The organism is Mycobacterium sp. 050134, from assembly GCF_036409085.1.
Lineage (GTDB): Bacteria > Actinomycetota > Actinomycetes > Mycobacteriales > Mycobacteriaceae > Mycobacterium.
Genome location: NZ_JAZGLV010000016.1, coordinates 1 through 17,084, shown reverse-complemented (window position 1 = coordinate 17,084; position 17,084 = coordinate 1). Strand labels below are relative to the sequence as shown.

11 protein-coding genes and 1 tRNA gene are annotated in these 17,084 nt (G+C 68.3%); 5 read left to right on the top strand and 7 right to left on the bottom strand.

Annotation, left to right across the window (positions count from 1 at the left end; genetic code table 11):
• Positions 1–38: 38 nt before the first annotated feature.
• Together ettA and SKC42_RS19215 are read right to left on the bottom strand one after the other, a co-directional pair.
• Entirely contained in the window at positions 39–1,715 is a 1,677-nt protein-coding gene (gene ettA, locus SKC42_RS19220) for an energy-dependent translational throttle protein EttA (protein WP_330965869.1), read from the bottom strand.
• Between the two features lie 80 nt (positions 1,716–1,795).
• Entirely contained in the window at positions 1,796–2,278 is a 483-nt protein-coding gene (locus SKC42_RS19215; protein WP_330965868.1) for a single-stranded DNA-binding protein, read from the bottom strand.
• Positions 2,279–2,869: 591 nt separating this feature from the next.
• Between SKC42_RS19215 and SKC42_RS19210 the strand changes: the two genes are divergently transcribed.
• On the top strand, positions 2,870–3,763 hold the full coding sequence (locus SKC42_RS19210; protein ID WP_330965867.1) for a hypothetical protein: 894 nt from the start codon (positions 2,870–2,872) through the stop codon (positions 3,761–3,763).
• Between the two features lie 16 nt (positions 3,764–3,779).
• The gene (locus SKC42_RS19205) at positions 3,780–4,391 is read left to right on the top strand and encodes a hypothetical protein (RefSeq protein WP_330965866.1); all 612 of its coding nucleotides are present in this window, start codon (positions 3,780–3,782) and stop codon (positions 4,389–4,391) included.
• Between the two features lie 80 nt (positions 4,392–4,471).
• On the opposite strand, the gene SKC42_RS19200 is transcribed toward SKC42_RS19205, so the two are convergent.
• The 5 genes from SKC42_RS19200 to SKC42_RS19180 form a co-directional block, all read right to left on the bottom strand.
• Positions 4,472–6,565, bottom strand: a complete 2,094-nt coding sequence (locus SKC42_RS19200) for a cytochrome c oxidase assembly protein (RefSeq protein WP_330965865.1) — start codon at positions 6,563–6,565, stop codon at positions 4,472–4,474.
• Between the two features lie 29 nt (positions 6,566–6,594).
• Positions 6,595–8,949, bottom strand: a complete 2,355-nt coding sequence (locus tag SKC42_RS19195; RefSeq protein WP_330965864.1) for a glycerol-3-phosphate 1-O-acyltransferase — start codon at positions 8,947–8,949, stop codon at positions 6,595–6,597.
• A complete protein-coding gene (locus SKC42_RS19190; RefSeq protein ID WP_330965863.1) occupies positions 8,946–10,613 on the bottom strand; it encodes an HAD-IB family hydrolase in 1,668 nt (555 codons plus the stop codon). The genes SKC42_RS19195 and SKC42_RS19190 overlap by 4 nt, the downstream gene beginning before the upstream one ends.
• Positions 10,610–12,079: a WS/DGAT/MGAT family O-acyltransferase gene (locus SKC42_RS19185; protein ID WP_330965862.1), complete on the bottom strand. Its 1,470-nt coding sequence runs from the start codon at positions 12,077–12,079 to the stop codon at positions 10,610–10,612. Before SKC42_RS19185 ends, SKC42_RS19190 begins: the two co-directional genes overlap by 4 nt.
• A gap of 139 nt (positions 12,080–12,218) precedes the next feature.
• Complete coding sequence (locus SKC42_RS19180) at positions 12,219–13,460, bottom strand: alpha/beta hydrolase (RefSeq protein WP_330965861.1); 1,242 nt, start codon at positions 13,458–13,460, stop codon at positions 12,219–12,221.
• 183 nt (positions 13,461–13,643) lie between these two features.
• On the opposite strand from SKC42_RS19180, the gene SKC42_RS19175 reads away from it, so the two are divergent.
• From SKC42_RS19175 to SKC42_RS19165, 3 genes are all read left to right on the top strand, one after another.
• A tRNA-Arg gene (locus tag SKC42_RS19175) sits at positions 13,644–13,717 on the top strand.
• 407 nt (positions 13,718–14,124) lie between these two features.
• Complete coding sequence (locus tag SKC42_RS19170) at positions 14,125–15,840, top strand: PE family protein (RefSeq protein WP_330965860.1); 1,716 nt, start codon at positions 14,125–14,127, stop codon at positions 15,838–15,840.
• A 290-nt stretch (positions 15,841–16,130) separates the two neighbouring features.
• Positions 16,131–16,901, top strand: a complete 771-nt coding sequence (locus tag SKC42_RS19165) for a class I SAM-dependent methyltransferase (RefSeq protein ID WP_330965859.1) — start codon at positions 16,131–16,133, stop codon at positions 16,899–16,901.
• Positions 16,902–17,084: the final 183 nt, after the last annotated feature.

Below are 17,084 nucleotides of genomic sequence, written 5' to 3'. Positions count from 1 at the left end.
GCACTCCAAGGCGTTCGCGGAGCGCGGCACAGCTGACCTTAGCCTCGTGTCAGCTTTCGGTGGGTCACTCTGTGCGGACGGGCGGCTTCGGCCCCGAGCCGTTCGACCTTGTTCTCCTCGTACGCCCCGAAGTTGCCCTCGAACCAGAACCACTTCGCCTCGTTGTCGTCGTCGCCCTCCCACGCCAGGATGTGGGTACAGGTCCGGTCGAGGAACCAGCGGTCGTGCGAGATGACCACCGCGCAACCCGGGAAGTTGACCAGGGCATTCTCCAGCGAGCTCAGGGTCTCGACGTCCAGGTCGTTGGTGGGCTCGTCCAGCAGGATCAGGTTCCCGCCCTGCTTGAGCGTCAGCGCCAGGTTGAGGCGGTTGCGCTCGCCGCCCGAGAGCACGCCGGCCGGCTTCTGCTGGTCGGGGCCCTTGAACCCGAACGCCGACACGTAGGCCCGCGACGGGACCTCGGTCTGGCCGACCTCGATGTAGTCGAGCCCGTCCGAGACCACCTCCCACACCGTCTTCTTGGGGTCGATGCCCGCCCGGGTCTGGTCGACGTAGCTGAGCTTGACGGTCTCCCCGACCTTGACGGTGCCGCTGTCCGGCTGCTCCAGCCCGACGATGGTCTTGAACAGCGTGGTCTTGCCGACCCCGTTAGGGCCGATGACGCCCACGATGCCGTTGCGCGGCAAGGTGAACGACAGGTCCTTGATCAGCGTGCGGCCGCCGTAGCCCTTGTCGAGGTGTTCGACTTCCACGACCACGCTGCCCAGCCGCGGCCCGACGGGGATCTGGATCTCCTCGAAGTCGAGCTTGCGCGTCTTCTCCGCCTCGGCGGCCATCTCCTCGTAGCGCTGCAACCGAGCCTTGCTTTTGGCCTGGCGCGCCTTGGCACCCGACCGCACCCAGGCCAGTTCCTCGGCCAGCCGCTTGTGCAGCTTGGCGTCCTTCCGGCCCTGCACCGACAGCCGCTCGGCCTTCTTCTCCAGGTACGTGGAGTAGTTGCCTTCGTAGGGGTAGGCGCGGCCGCGGTCGAGCTCGAGGATCCACTCGGCGACATTGTCCAGGAAGTAGCGGTCGTGGGTGACCGCCAGCACGGCGCCCGGGTAGGCGGCCAGGTGCTGTTCGAGCCATTGCACGCTCTCGGCGTCCAGGTGGTTGGTCGGCTCGTCGAGCAGCAGCAGGTCGGGCTTGGACAGCAGCAGCTTGCACAGCGCCACCCTGCGTCGCTCACCGCCGGACAGGTTCTTCACCGGCTCGTCGGGCGGCGGACAGCGCAGCGCGTCCATCGCCTGCTCGAGCTGCGAGTCGACGTCCCACGCGTCGGCGTGGTCGAGCTCCTCCTGGAGCCGGCCCATCTCCTCCATCAACTCGTCGGTGTAGTCCGTGGCCATCAGCTCGGCGACCTCGTTGAAGCGGTCCAGCTTCACCTTGATCTCGCCCAGGCCCTCCTCGACGTTGCCACGAACGGTCTTCTCCTCGTTCAGCGGCGGTTCCTGTTGCAGGATGCCGACCGTGGCACCCGTCGCCAGAAAGGCCTCGCCGTTGTTCGGCTTGTCCAATCCGGCCATGATCCGCAAGACGCTCGACTTACCGGCACCGTTGGGGCCGACGACACCAATCTTCGCGCCCGGGTAGAAGCTCAACGTGACGTCGTCCAGGATCACCTTGTCGCCGTGCGCCTTGCGGACCTTCTTCATCGTGTAGATGAACTCAGCCATGCCGCGGTATCGCCTTTCTGGTCTGCAGAGTGATCTCGCGGACCATCCTAGGCACCGCGCCGGGGTCGCCGGGCCGGCGCCTAAGCCGACAGCGGCAGCCGCGCGCCCTGAGCGGGCTCGTCCTCGCCGTCCGGCTCCTCGTCAGCGCCGCCCTCGGACGGTCCGGCGGCTGCCCCGGCGGGCGCCTCCTCCGGGGCGGGGCCCGTGTAGCCGGGCTTCTCGATGCGCACGATCGCCCGGGAGACGTCCGGTCCCACCGCCGTGGCGCGCATCTCCAACGACGACCGACGATTGCCGTCGCGGTCCTCGTACTCGCTGGTGTAGACGTGGCCCACCACGATCACCGGAGCGCCCTTGCCCAGCGCGGCACCCACTCCGGTGACCAGCCTGCCCCAGCAGCTCACGTTGATGAACAGGGAGTTTCCGGGCTCCCAGCCGCCGTCGGCGGTGCGGCGCCGGGAATTGCTGGCCACCCGGAACTTCATGACCTCCTGGCTGCCGACCTGCCGGCGCTCGGGGTTGGTAACGATGTGACCGACGACGGTAAGCGGTGTCTCGAACATGTCTGATCCCTTCTCGGTTGCTATCTCTTCCGCGCGACGACCGCGCCTCTGGCCACCATCTACGTCGGCTGCACCGACGGGATCAGCGCAGCGGGGGCTCCAAACCGGCTTCGCGTAGCGCGCTTGTGGAAGGAACCGGGACTGTGGATCAGTCAGCAATTTAGGCGCGCGTGCGGCGATAGCCGACGCGACGCAAAGCGATATGTCCACCCGGGGAGGGCGGCCGCGGTGACTGGCAGGCCTGGCACGCACTATTTACGCTTTCGCCGTGCAGCGAACGTCTCGGGTAAATCCCGACGCTGTGCGGGCGATGAGCGCGGCAGGCGCCCACCCGCCAGAACCGCTCGGCTCATCAGGTCAAACCGGTGACTCACACGTGACCGGCTGGTAGGGATGCCAGCGGCCGCGGGGATTCCCGACCTTTCAAGTCTGTTGGCCTGGCCGACAGACCATCTCACGGAAGCAGCTGATCACTGGGAGGCCGTGGGCGCGCGCTGTTACGGCTTGACGAGCCGCGTCTGGCGGGATGCGATTTCGATGGAGTGGAGAGGCGAGACGGCTGAGACGCTGCGGTCGGCGACTCACGCCGACATGACGGCCACGAGCTCGGTCGCGGATCAATTGCAGGCCGCCGCCCGCGTCGCCCGTAGCGGCGCGTCGGATATCTATGCGGCACGTTCTCGGCTGCGTTATGCAGTCGCGGACGCTCACTCGGCGGGATTCGAGGTGGGTGAAGGCCTCTCCGTCACGGACCGCACGATCAGTGGTTCATCCGCGCAGGGGGCGGCTCGGCAAGCCGAGGCGCGAGCGCTCGCGGGCAACATCCGCCAGCGTGCGGCCCAACTTGCGGGCCTGGATCAGCAGGTCGCCGGCAACATCACTGCCGCCGTAGCCGGGATCCGCGACACTTTTCCAACTGATCAAACCGCCGGCGGGCAGTCAACGGAGAACCATGTCCGCGCTGTCGACAACCACACATTCAAAGAAGATCCGCCACCACAGCCGCCAATGTCGCGTGAGCAGGCTGCCGCGGGGCTCAGGGACGTCAACCAAAGGATATGGGAGCACAACCATATCGATAAACCTTTTGTTGAATCGCTGCCGCCAAATGATCCGCGACGAGCTGAATTCCATGCCGAGACCGAACAGCTCAACGCCGAAAAGCGGGCGTACCTCGACGTTTTACCACCGCAACGCCCCCCTCCGCATGTGACCGGACCGGGTGAAGTTAACCTGCCCGGCGTTCCGCCGGGGTTAATGTCGGAGACTCCGGCAAAGTCCGGACAAGGATGGATCTACCCGATCGCTCCAAATCAATTAGGAATCGATTCCCGAGTCGTATCAATCCGCGTCATGGAACCGACCTCGCAGTACCCTAACGGGTATCTGAATTACCTCAACGTAATGGGTCAAGAAGTCGACCCATTTTCTGGTCGGACGCTGCCAGCGACAGACCCATTTGCGCACATACCATTGCCAAAGTGATGATAGGATGTCGCACGTGAGCGCTTTCCCGATCAGCGAACTGTATGAGTTCGCACCGGATCTCGGGTTGCCCGCATCCTCGCTGCCAAATCCACTCATTGAGCAAGGCGCGATGAATGAAGCCGAATTCATTGATCTGCGCCTGTCCCCTCAGCGCTCGCGAGTTGGTGTGCTCTTTGATATTCGATGGTGCGAATTCGAAGGGTCGAACGCGGCCCTCGCCGTATTAACAGGCGTCGGCAAGGTCGCATGGTCAAATGATGCCGGTCGGCAATATCCGTGGTATTCCACCCGAGGCTATTGGACGTCAACAATTGGCGACTACTCACCGCCGCCCCCTCCAGGGTCTGAGGATATGTGGGCGAAAGGCGCTGACCCGCCAGAAATCGCTTCACACCCGAAAACGAAGCCGTCCCTCAACCAATCCCCCGAGTATATTCTGACCTTTGACTGGTTATCGGTGTCGGGATTAACCGCTCGGATCTATATTGGTCATATCGACGGACTCGACGGTGCGCCGCCGGATATGACGGAGCTAACCGATGCGGAGATAATCGCGGGATTTCCCCAATGGTCCTCGGTGCTGGACGTGTGCGCGCAGTACTCGTATCCGGACGAACACCGGTGACGGCGGTGCGACTGTGGACGGATCGCGAAACCGCGAGCGTAACGGCGTTTCGAGAATTGGTGACAGAAATCGCAGTGGCGTTACGCTCGCGGATCCGGGCCCGAAGCGGGTTGGCCCGAAGCGGGACCAGGGGCGTCACCCCGCGCCAGGTCGGCCAGCATCGCGTTGTAGGCCGTCAGCTCGGCGTCGTCGTCGCGGTCGGCGGCGCGGTCCAGCCGCCGCGCGGTGCGCTCGTCGCTGCGCGCCCACTGCACCAGCAGCGCAAGCATCACGATGACCAGCGGCACCTCCCCCGCCGCCCAGGCGATCCCCCCGCCCAGGCGCTGATCCCCGAGCAGGTCGGTATGCCAGCTCAATCCGAGCGACCGGTAGTAGTCGACGCCGAGCACCTTCCGCGTGCCCATCAGCACCACCCCGAAGAACGCATGCAGCGGCAGCGACGCGAACACGACGCCCACCTTGGCCAGCGGCGGGATCGGGCGCGGGGTGGGGTCGACCCCGATCACGATCCAATAGAACACGTAGCCGCTGACCAGGAAGTGCACGTTCATCGCCACGTGCCCGGCGTGACTGCTCACCGCGGTGTCGAACAGGTTCGAAAGGTACAGCCCGTAAAACCCGGAGACGAACAGCACGGTGGCCACCACCGGGTTGGTGACGAATCTCGAGTACCGGCTGTGTAGGGCCGCCAGCAGCCACTCCCGCATTCCAGGCGGGTCGTCCCGACCGGCGGCCGGCAGGGCCCGCAGCGCGAGGCTGACCGGGGCGCCGAGCACCAACAGGATCGGGACCAGCATCGAAAGCCCCATGTGGGCGACCATGTGCACGCTGAACATGGCCGGCATGTAGCGGCCGACACCGGACGACGTGACGAAGAGCAGGGCGAAGCAGCCGAGCAGCCAAGCCAGCACCCGGCCCCGCGGCCAGCTGTCGCCGCGACGGCGCAGCCGCAGCACGGCCGACACGTAGAGCACCGCGAGGACGATCGCGGCCGTGCCGAAGATCAGGTCGAAGCGCCAGTCGAAGAGGACGCGCGCCACCGTCGGCGGCCCGTCGAAGTCGTATCCAATCTCCGCCTCGGCAATCGAAGGCAACCCGTTGGGCGGCGGTGGCGGTGGCGTGCGGCCCAGCCCGACGGCCACGCCGAACGTAACGCCGAACACCGCCGACTCGGTCAGGGCCAGCCGGACGAGGGCGCGGCGGGCGCCGGCGCGGCCCGGGTCACTTTGCAGTGCGGCCACCGCGCTGCGTCGCTGGCGCCAGCCGAGGACGCCGAGCGTGCACAGCGCGGTGAACTTGGCCAGCACGAGCCGGCCGTAATCGGTGGTCAGCAGGTCCGACGGCTGCACGCGCACCAGCGCGTTGACGACGCCGCTGAGCGCCATCGCGACCCAGCACCACAGGGCGAGCGCGGAGAACCGCCGCGCCGCCAGGCCCAGGTGGTCGCCACCGCGCAGCGCGTGCGCGAGCAGCGCGAGGAGCCCGCCGGCCCACAGGCTGGCCGCGACCAGGTGGATCAGCAGGGCGTTGGTGCCCAGGTCGTGCGAACCGCCGGCCGACGAGTGACCGGTCAGTCCGAGCGGAATGAGCGTCACCAACGCCCCGAGGAGCAGCAGTGGCGTCCACGACCAGCGCAGCACCGCCAGGCTCGCCAGGGTGACCACCGCGGCCAGCACCGCGGTCCAGCGCCACGCGGCGGCGGTGTTGATCAGGCCGGCCAGCGACCAAATCTGCACCGGGTTGAGGTGGTCACCCAAGCGCTGACCCGATACGTCGGAGACGGTCAGCGGGACCAGCAGGGCGGCGCACACGGCCCACGCGCCCGACGCGACCGTGCCCAGGCGAAGCGCTCGGTAGCCGCCGGCGTCGAGGACGCCGCTGCGTTGCGGCGGCGTCAGGAACGCCGCGAAAAGGAACGACCCGACGGCCAGCACCGCCGCGATCTCGCCCGCCGCGCGGACGAACGGCAGCCCCAGGGTGGTGGCCGGGCCGGGGTCGGGCAGGCCGGTGGCGCTCAGCGCGTCGGCCAGCGACAGCGCCCCGATGCCCGCCGCCGTGCAACCGGCGAGGACCGCGACGCCGAGCAGCAGCGGCCATACCGGCACGCGGGGCCGTGGCGGCGCCGTTTCGGTGGCCCGGTCAGCGGCTTCGCCGGCGGGCCGGGTAACGGTCATGTACCCAGGGTATGGCCGGCGAGCGCCAACTACGGAGCCTGGCGGTCCGATCTGCTCCGACGCGCCTCGGCCTCCCGGGCCATGAACTGCGCACGGGCGAGCTTGCCGATGTAGTCGCAGTCGCGCAGGATGTCGCGCAGCTCGCGGCGGAAGGCGGCGCGCCGCTCGGGAAGGCCCGGCCCGGGCGCGATCAGATCCTGGTCGGCCACCACTTGGTAGGCGGTGGTGAACAGCAGCGTCGACACCGATTCGCTGCTGTGCACCCGGTTCTGTGCCACGTATTGTCGGCCGACGCCGAGGGCCGCCTTCGTGAGCTCCTTCTGGGAGACATCGGCCGCCGCGTCACGCAACACGTCGGCGACGATCTCGTAAGCCTCGAAGAACACCCGCAGCATCGCGTCGGACATCAGCGGACGCTTCACGAACAAAAGCTCGTCGATCTCGTCGCCGCCGGCGGCGACGTGCGCCTCCCAGCCGTCGTGCCACGCCAGTTCTTCGGCGACGTTGGCCCGGAACGCCGCGGAGTCGGCAAAGTAAAAATCGAACTTCAGTAGGTCGCGCAGCCGCATCGCCTGGGACCAGAACGCCTCCATGCGGTCGCCCTCGGCCCGTTTGGCGTGGGCGAGAGCCAGCTCGACGATCGACGTCTCGAGGAAGGCGTGGATGACGGAGTTCCGGTAGAACGCCGCGGCGTGTTCCTCGTCGGGCCCGATCAGCCACACCGGTTCGCGTCCACCGTCGACGCGGGTGATCGGGTGCTCGTTGGACAGCGTGTCGACCGCCGCGCGGACGCCCTCCCGGGTGCGCAGCCGCAGCGCGCTCGTCGACATCGGAATCTGTTTGCGTTCGAGGTAGTCCAGCGAGTCCTGCAGGGTGTGGTGCAGCTGACCGAGCGTCAGCGCCGCGCCACGGGTGGTCAGCAGCAGCGCACACACCAATCCGGTCGCTGTGACCGGCGTCGACTGCAGAATCCGCCACGCCACCTCGAACGACATCTTCTGCAGGGCAAGCCTTTTGGCGTCGGGGTCATGGACCAGCGAGCCGTGCGATGGCCCCAGGTACTGGCGCATCGAGACGGCCTCGGGGAAGCGGACGTAGATCTTGCCGTAGTTGCGCTCACCCTGCGCCCGGATGAAGTTGTACAGCCAGCCCAGACCCTCGGGCGTCTTCTCACCACCGCGGGCGTACGCGGCGTACTCGGCGGTTTCATGCAACTGGTCGAAGCTGATGGACACCGGCTGCAACAGGATGTCCTCGCTGCGGCCGTCGAGGTAGGCGTCGGCTACGTAGGCCAGCAGGCCGAGCTTGGGCGGCAGCATCTTTCCGGTGCGTGACCGGGTGCCCTCGATGGACCAGCTGAGGTTGAACCGCTTCTCGACGATGTAGCCGACGTACTCGCGCAGGACGTACTTGTAGAGCGCGTTGTCGCCGATGTTGCGGCGGATGAAGATGACGCCGGAGCGGCGCAGCAGCGGTCCCATCGCCCCGAACGACAGGTTGATGCCCGCGAACACGTGCACCGGCGGGAGCCGGTTCTCCTGCATCGCCACCGGCACCACGGCGCCATCGATGTAGGAGCGGTGGGAGAACAGCAGCACCGCCGGGTGCGTCTCGAGGCCGGCGCGCATCGCTGCGACCTGGTATTCGTCGTAGTCGAATTCCGGGTCGAACCCGCGACTGAGCGCCCTGCCGAGGACGCCGACCAGGTCGACGGAGACCCGGCTCCACCCGGTGGACAGCTCGTCGAGCATCCGGCCGGCCTCTTCGACGGTGGCCCCGGGGATCTTCTTCAGGCCGGCGCGAAACCGCGCCGACGCCAGGATCTCCGGTTTGACCAGCCGCGGAGACTTGTAGTGCGGCCCCAGGATTCGGTACTCGACGCGCTCGATCGCCAGGATGGCGCGGCGGATGACGAACTGCGCGAAGTCGCTCGTGTCCTGGCCGACGGTGATGTCGCGCCACTGCTGGCGCAGTTCGGACACCTTGGCCGACTCGCCGGCCACCACCCGGGCGCGATGCGGCGCGCTGCGCAAGATCTGACGCTGCCGCCGCTCGTTGGGGTGGTAGGGGTCGCGGCCGGGCAGCAGGCCGGCCACCTTGGCGATCCGGCCGCGGTCGGCCGGCGGCAACCAGAACACGCGCACCGGCACGATCGAGCGGTCATCCCCGGACTCGAGCTGCGCCGTCAGCGCGGTCAGTGCCGCGGGCGGCGCGTCGGGCTGGGGCAGCTCGATGACGTCGAAATTCGCCGCCGGGTTGGCGGCGCGTTGCCGGGCCAGCCAGGCCGTCACCAGTTCCTTCTCGACCGGCGAGGTCATGGACGCCAACACCAGCGAGTCTTGGGTGGTCAGCACCGCGCTGGCACTCGCGGCCGACTGGGTCATGGCGGCGAGCCCGCCGATTCGGCGCTGGGCGGATTGGCCTTGGCGGGCGCGGTTTTTCGCGGCGCCTTGGCCGGGGTCTTCTTCGCCGGGGCCTTCCTGGGGGCGGACTTCTTCGCGGGGGCCCGCTGGCCCTTGGCTTTGCCCGCCGCCTTCTTCTCGGCGTACAGGTCCACCTCGGGCAGCGCGTCGACCGGCCAGTTCGCCAGCGTGTCCAGATACAGCTGACGCACCGCGGCAATGCGGTCGGGCAGGTCCTCGAGCGTCCAGTCCTGGACCGAAATCGGCGGGAAGACGGCGACGTCGACGGTGCCGGGGTTGATCGTGGTCGAGTTGCGTGCCGCGACGATCTCCGCGTTGCGGATGACGATCGGCACAATCGGAATCCCCACCGCCATCGCGATGCGGAACGCGCCCTTCTTGAACGGCCCCACTTCGGTGGTGTCGATCCGGGTGCCCTCCGGAGCGATCACGATCGACAGCCCCTTCCGAGCGAGCTCTTCGACCTGGTGCAGCGACTCCACCGCGGCGACGGGATCGTCACGGTCGATGAACGCGGCGTCCATCGCCTTGCCGATCGTGCCCATGATCGGGTCCTTGGAGAGTTCCTTCTTGCCCACCGCGGTCCAGTTATCGCGCACCAGGGCGCCGGTGATCACCGGGTCGACCTGGTTGCGGTGGTTGAAGATGAACACGGCCGGGCGCTGCGCGGTGAGGTTCTCCTTGCCGATGACGTTGAGATTCACGCCGGTGGTCGCGAGCAGCATCTGCGAGAACGTGGAGGTGAAGAAGTTGACGCCGCGGCGCCGGCTGCGGGTCAGCACGCCGATCCCGACCGCGCCGGCCGCGACCGGGAACAGCGATCCGAAACCGGCCAGCGTCCGCAGTTGTCGGCGCAGGCCCACGGGGCCGCGGCTGTTGAACCTCAGGATCGGCCAGCCGCGGCGCTTGGCGACGGCCGCCATCTTGCCCTCGGGGTTGGTCGGCCGCGGGTTGCCGACCAGGTACATCAGCGCGACGTCCTCGTCGCCGTCGGCATAGAAGTAGCTGTCCTTGAGGTCGATGCCGTGCTCGGCGGCGAATCGCTGGACCGCGGCCGCCTTGCCCGGTCCCCACAGGATCGGCTTCTCGACGCCCCCGGTGAGCAGGCCGTCCTCGTTGGTTTCGAACTTGTTGGTGAGCATGTTGGAGATGCCGAGGAACCGCGCCACCGGGTTGACCTGAATCGTCAGCGCCGACGAGCTCAGCACGACGGTGTGGCCGCGGGCGACGTGCGCGCGCACCAGCTCCCGCATCTCGGGGTAGATCCGCGACTCGATCCGCTGCACGAACAGCCGCTCGCCGATCTCTTCCAGGTCATCGATCAGGCGTCCGGCCAGCGCCGCGGCGGCCTTGCCGATCAGGTCCTCGAATTCGATGCGCCCGAGCGTGTGGCTGAGGCCGGCCTGGATCATGCTGAGCAGTTCGCCCACGCCCATGTCGCGGCGCAGGAGACGCTCCTGGGTGAGGATGACGGCGGTGAAGCCGGCCACCAGGGTGCCGTCCAGGTCGAAGAACGCCCCTATCTGCGGTCCGGGAGGGCTGGCCATGATCTCGGCCACCGAGCCCGGCAGCCGCATATCGGTTGACTGGTCGCCGCTTTCGGCGCGTTCCCCGGGGGCGCTCATGAGCCCGCCACCGTCCGCGCCGGGGTGGCCGGTTCGCCGAACGAGGCGGGTACCGCGCGGGGCGGCGGGTCGCCTGCCAGGGCCAGGATCTCGTCGAACCCGTCGACTAAGCACTGCGCGAACAGCGGCTCGTTGCGCACGGCCGCCCGGTCGTAGCGCACGGTGATGGTGCACCAGCCGCCCCGCGAGATGAGCACCACCATCATCGCCACGCCCGGCAGCGGGCCGATGCCGTACTGGCGCAGGACCTTTGCGCCGGCGATGTAGGTGTCGCCCGGGTAGACCGGGACGTTGCTGGCCTGCACGTCCGAGCCGATCACCGAGCCGGTGATGCCCTCGAGAACCGCGGTCGGCAGAACGCTGAGCACCGGGGCGATCGAACCGATGATGTTCATCGCCGGTTCGTCTCGGCGCTGCGTCAGCTGCGCGCGGATCTTCTTCATCCGCGAAACCGGGTCCTTCGTGCCCACCGGCGCCGCGAGGTTGACGCCGGCGAACCGGTTGCCGCCGGCGGTGTCCGCGTCCGCGCGCAGGTTGACCGGGACGGCCATGGGCAGCGTGCTGATCGGCACGCCCCAGGCCTCGTGGTAGCGCCGCAGCGCGCCGCACAAGCCGGCGAGGTAGGCGTCGTTGATCGATCCGCCGCCGGCCTTCGCGGCCTTGTGCAGGTCGGACAGCCGGATGTCGATCGCCTCGGTGCGGGTGGCGAGGCTGCGTCGGCGCAGCAGCGGGGACGGCTCGGAGGCGCGGTTCATCACCCGCATCCCGGACAGGGCGTAGCCGACGATGCCCGAGGCCGTCGACGCCGGCTCCAGCACCGCCCGCCCGGCCACCGACACCGCGCCGGCCACCGCACCGACGACGCCGTTGACGATCGCGATGGGCAGGTGGTTGAAGCCTTGGCGCATCAGATCGTTGGGCGTCAGGTCCTGCGGGATCGGCAGCGGCGGCGTCGGCTTGGCCGGCGGTTCGCGCTCCAAATCGTAGATTTCGGCGAACATCTCCACCCCGCCGACGCCGTCGGTCACGGCGTGGCTGACGTGCAGCAACGTCGCGGCGCGGCCGTCGGGGAGGCCCTCGACCAGGGTGGCCGTCCACAGCGGCCGGGAGATGTCCATCGGGGACTGCAGGATCACCTCGGCGAGATCGAAGACCTCGCGCAGAGTGCCGGGCTCGGCGACGCGCACCCGTCGCACGTGGAAGTCGAGGTTGAAGTCGGGGTCGACCACCCAGCGCGGCGACGCCGTCGGGAGCGTCGGTACGACCACCTTCTGCCGCAGCCGCAGCACCTTCCGGGAAGCATTCTCGAACCGGGTTCGGAACCGGTCCCAATCGGGCGTCGAGTCGAGCAGTTCCAGCGCCATGATGCCAGAGCGCGTGCGGGGATTCGCCTCCCCGCGGTGCATCAGGTAGTCGACAGGCCCGAGCTCGTCGGACAGCTTGATGATGCTGGCGGACTCAGTCATGGTCGTTGTTCCGACGCGTCAACCTTGTCACCGTCGCTCAAGCCTCCCCTCGGACCGCCAACTCGGTCGTCACAACGCTAGTCGGGTTGCCGCGTCGGTGAAAGGAGTGACTTGAGTGCCGACGACCCGGGGCGAGTGCTCAGCTGGCCGGGGCCGTCGCCAGCGGGAACGCGTCCATCAGCGAGGTAGTGCGGCGTCCGTAGACGACGCCGAGGAAGTCGGAGACCGCGTCGGCCGCCAGCCGCGAGCGGACGGTCGGGGTGATGTCGAAGGCATGGTGGGCGTTGGCCAGCTCGGCGAAGCCCACCGTCGGGGCGCCGGCCGCGCGCAGCGCCGCGCAGAAGGCCCGGCCCTGAGCGCTGGACACCAGTTGGTCCTCGTCACCGTGCAACACGAAGAACGGCGGCGCCGCGCTGTGCACGTAAGAGATCGGCGACGCCGCCCTGAACCGCCCGGAGTCCTCGGCGTACCGGGCCTTCAGGACGAAGTGCTCGAGGAACGGCAGCATCATCTCGTGCATGTTGTCGAAGTCGGTGAAGTCGTAGACGCCGTAGTACGGCACGACGGCGTGCACCGTCGTGTCGGCGTGCTCGAATCCCGGCTGGAACTGCGGGTCGTTGGGGGTGAGCCCGGCCAGCGAGGCCAGGTGCGCGCCCGCGGACCCGCCGGTGATCGCGATGAAGTCGGGGTCGCCGCCGTAGTCGGCGATGTTCTCGCGCACCCAGGCGATCGCCCTTTTGACATCGATTAGATGGGTGGGGAAGGCGCAGCGCGGGCTCTTGCTGTAGTTGATCGACACGCAGATCCAGCCGAGTTCGACCATCCGGCTCATCAGCGTGTACCCCTGGGGGCGTTTGTCGTTGACGGCCCACGCGCCCCCGGGCACCTGGATGAGCACGGGCGCGCGCCGGCCCGGAGCCAGGTCGTCGCGGCGCCAGATGTCGAGCAGGTGTTCGCGCCCGCCGGGACCGTAGGAGATGTCGGAGGTCTGCGCGGCGTAGCGGCGGCGCGGCCCGGGCCTGCTCAACAGTCCGCTGCGCGGGGTGCATCCGGGCTGGGCGCAGGTCGGGTGCGAGACCTGGTCACGGAAATCGGGCCCCAGGGAGTCCTCGAGAGCGGCGGTGAGCGCCTGGTCCGCCCGCTGCGCCGCCCAGGTGGTGGCCATCCGCCCGATCGACGGGTGCGCGACGCGGGACAGCGCGGGCCCGGTCACCACGTGCGGGGGGAATTCGGCGGCAATCCAGCCGGCGACCCAGCCCAGCGCGAACGGCGAGCCGCGCAGCAACACCATGCCGGCTCGATAGGTGTCCCTGGCATCGGACAAAAGCGCCTCGATACCTGCTCGCGAGCACCGCGAAGTCAGGTTCATGGCCACGCTCATAGCAACGCCCCTCGACGTTAGCCACACGCTTCGTTGCGGTGAACGGCTGGTTATCAACCGTTGTTGTACGTGTGTCGAGGTTCACTACGACAAACGATAAGTCCGGCGGCGGAACACCTTTGGCGCGTGGCGCGTCGCGAGAACTTCGCTGGCCGCGTCGTTCGATAGACTGACCTGCGCATTGCCTCCGTAGCTCAGGTGGATAGAGCAAGGGCCTTCTAATCCCTAGGTCGCACGTTCGAGTCGTGCCGGGGGCACTGTTTACGGGCCGGTAGGGCCGCCTAGGTGCAATGCGACCCGCCGCGGCCTCGGCCGACCCCGGCGTTGCCCCGGCGAGCGGGCGATGCGCTAGCTGCCGATTTTTGGCCTTATTGCTGACTCCGAGGCGAACTCGATCAGTTGGTTCGACCAGGATGAGAAACCGACTCGCATGCCTGGGCTTAGTTCTGGGCTGCGGTCATGCGCAAGCGCTCGCTTTCCAGCCCTGCCCTCAAAGAGCGAGTCGAATTCCACCGCAATCTGTCACCCGGAAGTGAGGTTGGTGTGAGCGATGCCCAACAGCTTCCGGTTGGCAAACCTCATGGGCTGGGCAATCCGAGCCCGGCGGCACGCTAGAGTCTGCGATGACCACATGCTGTCGGATTACCGAATTTGGAGGCGTCGGATGGAATTTGTGATGACGTCGCCGGATATGGTTTCCGATGCGGCAACAAATTTGACCAGGATCGGCGCGGCTCTCCGCGTCGCGAACGCGACTGCGGCGGCATCCACGACGGGGGCGTTGGCCGCCGGCGCCGATGAGGTGTCAGCAGCCGTCGCGGCGATCTTCAGCTCCTACGCTGACCAGTACCAGGAAGTACACGCGCGGGCGGCGGCGTTTCATGATTACTTCGTTCAGACACTTCACGCGGGGGCGGGGTCGTATGCAAGCGCCGAGGCCACCAACGTGGAGCAGGCTCTGCTCGATGCACTTAACGCCCCGACGCAGACACTGTTTGGTCGCCCGTTAATCGGCAATGGTGCGAACGCGACCAGCGCGGGCGGTGACGGCGGTCCCGGCGGAATCTTGTTCGGCAACGGCGGTAACGGAGCACCCGGAGCGGCCGGCCAGGTTGGCGGTAGTGGCGGATCAGCGGGGCTGATCGGCAACGGCGGATCCGGCGCATTAGGCGGATCCGGTGGGGCCGGGGGGCGTGGGGGAGCCGGCGGGTTGCTGTTCGGCAACGGGGGGCATGGCGGGGCCGGCGGCGCCGGCGCGGTGGGCGGGACCGGCGGTTCCACCGGGCTCTGGGGCGATGGAGGGGCGGGCGGGATTGGAGGTGCCGGTGCCAGCGGCCAGAACGGCGGGGCGGGCGGGGCCGGCGCGGCAGGCGGGCTACTGTTCGGCACCGGCGGCGCCGGCGGGGACGGCGGGGCTGGCGGGGTCGGCGGCAATAACGGCGGGGTCGGCGGCAACGGCGGCGCCGGCGGACTACTGGTCGGCACCGGCGGCACCGGCGGCACCGGCGGGGCCGGCGGGGCCGGCGGGGCCGGCGGCAACGGCGGCGCCGGCGGGGTCGGCGGCAACGGCGGCGCCGGCGGGCTGCTGTACGGCGATGGCGGGGCCGGTGGGACTGGCGGCTCGGGCGGCAACGGTCAGGTAGGCGGCGACGGAGGGGCCGGGGGTCACGGTGGCAGCGCCCAGCTGATTGGCCACGGCGGGCACGGCGGAGGGGGCGGTTCGCCCGACACCAATAGCACCAACGGTGGTAACGGCGGTGCTGGAGGCATGGGCGGCAACGCCGGCCAGCTATTTGGCACCGGCGGTGAAGGCGGAGCCGGCGCAAACGGCGGTCCGACGGTTACAGGCTCGCGTGGGGTAGGCGGTAGCGGCGGCGCCGGCGGGCAAGGCGGTTCCGCTGGGCTGATCGGCAACGGCGGCACCGGCGGGGCAGGCGGTACCGGGGGCGAAGACTTGACAACTGAACCCGGGAATGTTGGAAACGGCGGGCCCGGTGGCGCAGGCGGCGCCGGCGGCAACGCAACCCTGATCGGTGACGGCGGGGCCGGCGGCGCCGGCGGCGCCGGAGGTAAAGCGGGCGAATTCGCGCTAGGAGGCGGTAACGGCGGCGACGGTGGTCGCGGCGGAGCGCTGTTCGGCAACGGCGGAAACGGCGCGGCCGGCGGACCCGGCGGTTCCGGCGTGGTTACTTCCGGTAACGGCGGTGACGGCGGTGACGGCGGTGACGCGGTTGGGCTGATCGGTAACGGCGGTAACGGCGGTAACGGCGGCGCTGGCGGATCCGGTGGAGTCACTCAAGCCAGCGGCGGCGCCGGCGGCGACAGCGGCAACCCAGGGCGACTGGCAGGCAGCCCCGGCACACCTGGCTCTGGCGGCTAACACCCGAACACAGCTACACCACCCGGCGCGGCGAAGAATGGGCAAGGCGACAGCGCGTGTCGCACGGCTAAGGTACACGACCAAAAATGTTGTGCCGCCAGTCGGATTGCTGTTGAACTGCGCTCCGGTCTGAGTCCGGCTTTTCGAACGACCATGCCTGACCGGAGGTCCGATGCCCAGGGCGACCTACTATGCGGCCGAAATCGGGCGCCTTCCGGGTCTGCCGCACGGATAGGTGACAGCCACCATGACCAAACATGTCTCGTCGCCGCTGGCACAAGATGGAGTGCATGGCTAACGCATCTCAAGGTCCCGATGGCAAGGCTGATCATTCGGCCGAGGTGAACGATTACGACGACTTCGCTGAGGCGTATACAGCCAGCAACGAGACCAATCTGATGAATGCGTACTACGAGCGACCGGCGATGTTGACCCTCGCCGGTGACGTGACCGGGCGCCGCATTCTTGACGCCGGCTGCGGCTCGGGCGTCCTATCCGCTGCGCTGCGCGACCGCGGCGCCATTGTCACCGGCGTCGACGCCAGTGCCGCGATGCTGGCCTTGGCCAGGCGCCAGCTCGGCCAGGATGCCCCCCTGCGCCTGGTCGACCTCCGCGGCCCACTTCCGTTCCAGACCGCTGCGTTCGACGACATCGTCGCCTCGCTGGTGCTGCATTACCTAAAGGACTGGGGGCCAACACTGACGGAATTCCGGCGCGTACTCACTGCCGGCGGCCGATTGATCGTCTCGGTCGACCACCCCTTCGCCATCCACTCCCTGCACCGCCGGGCCGGACAAAAGACCAACTACTTCGCCACCTACGACTGGACAGAAGAATGGACCATGGGTGGGCGGCACACCGCCTCGATGAGCTTCTGGAACCGACCACTGCATGCCATGACTGATGCCTTCACCGACGCCGGCTTCCGCCTGGACGTCCTGCGCGAGCCTCAGCCGGTGCCAGCAGCAGAGGAGTTGTTTCCCGACGAATTCACATCTCTCACCACCAGCCTGTCAGCGGTCACGTATTTCCCCAGGTCTGAGGGGTTGTCCGTCACGTAATTCCTCACCTGCCGTCACGTAATTCCCCAACCCTGGGGCGTGTCCGGTCTGGGTTGGGGTGCTGCTCAGGTTCGCTCCGTCCAAGAGCCCCCGCCGCGGGGCCTTGGAAGGGGCCTGAGTTGGCGAGGAGATCGTGGAACGTGACCGACTTCGTGGAGATGTTCCGGCACTGGCATGCCGGTC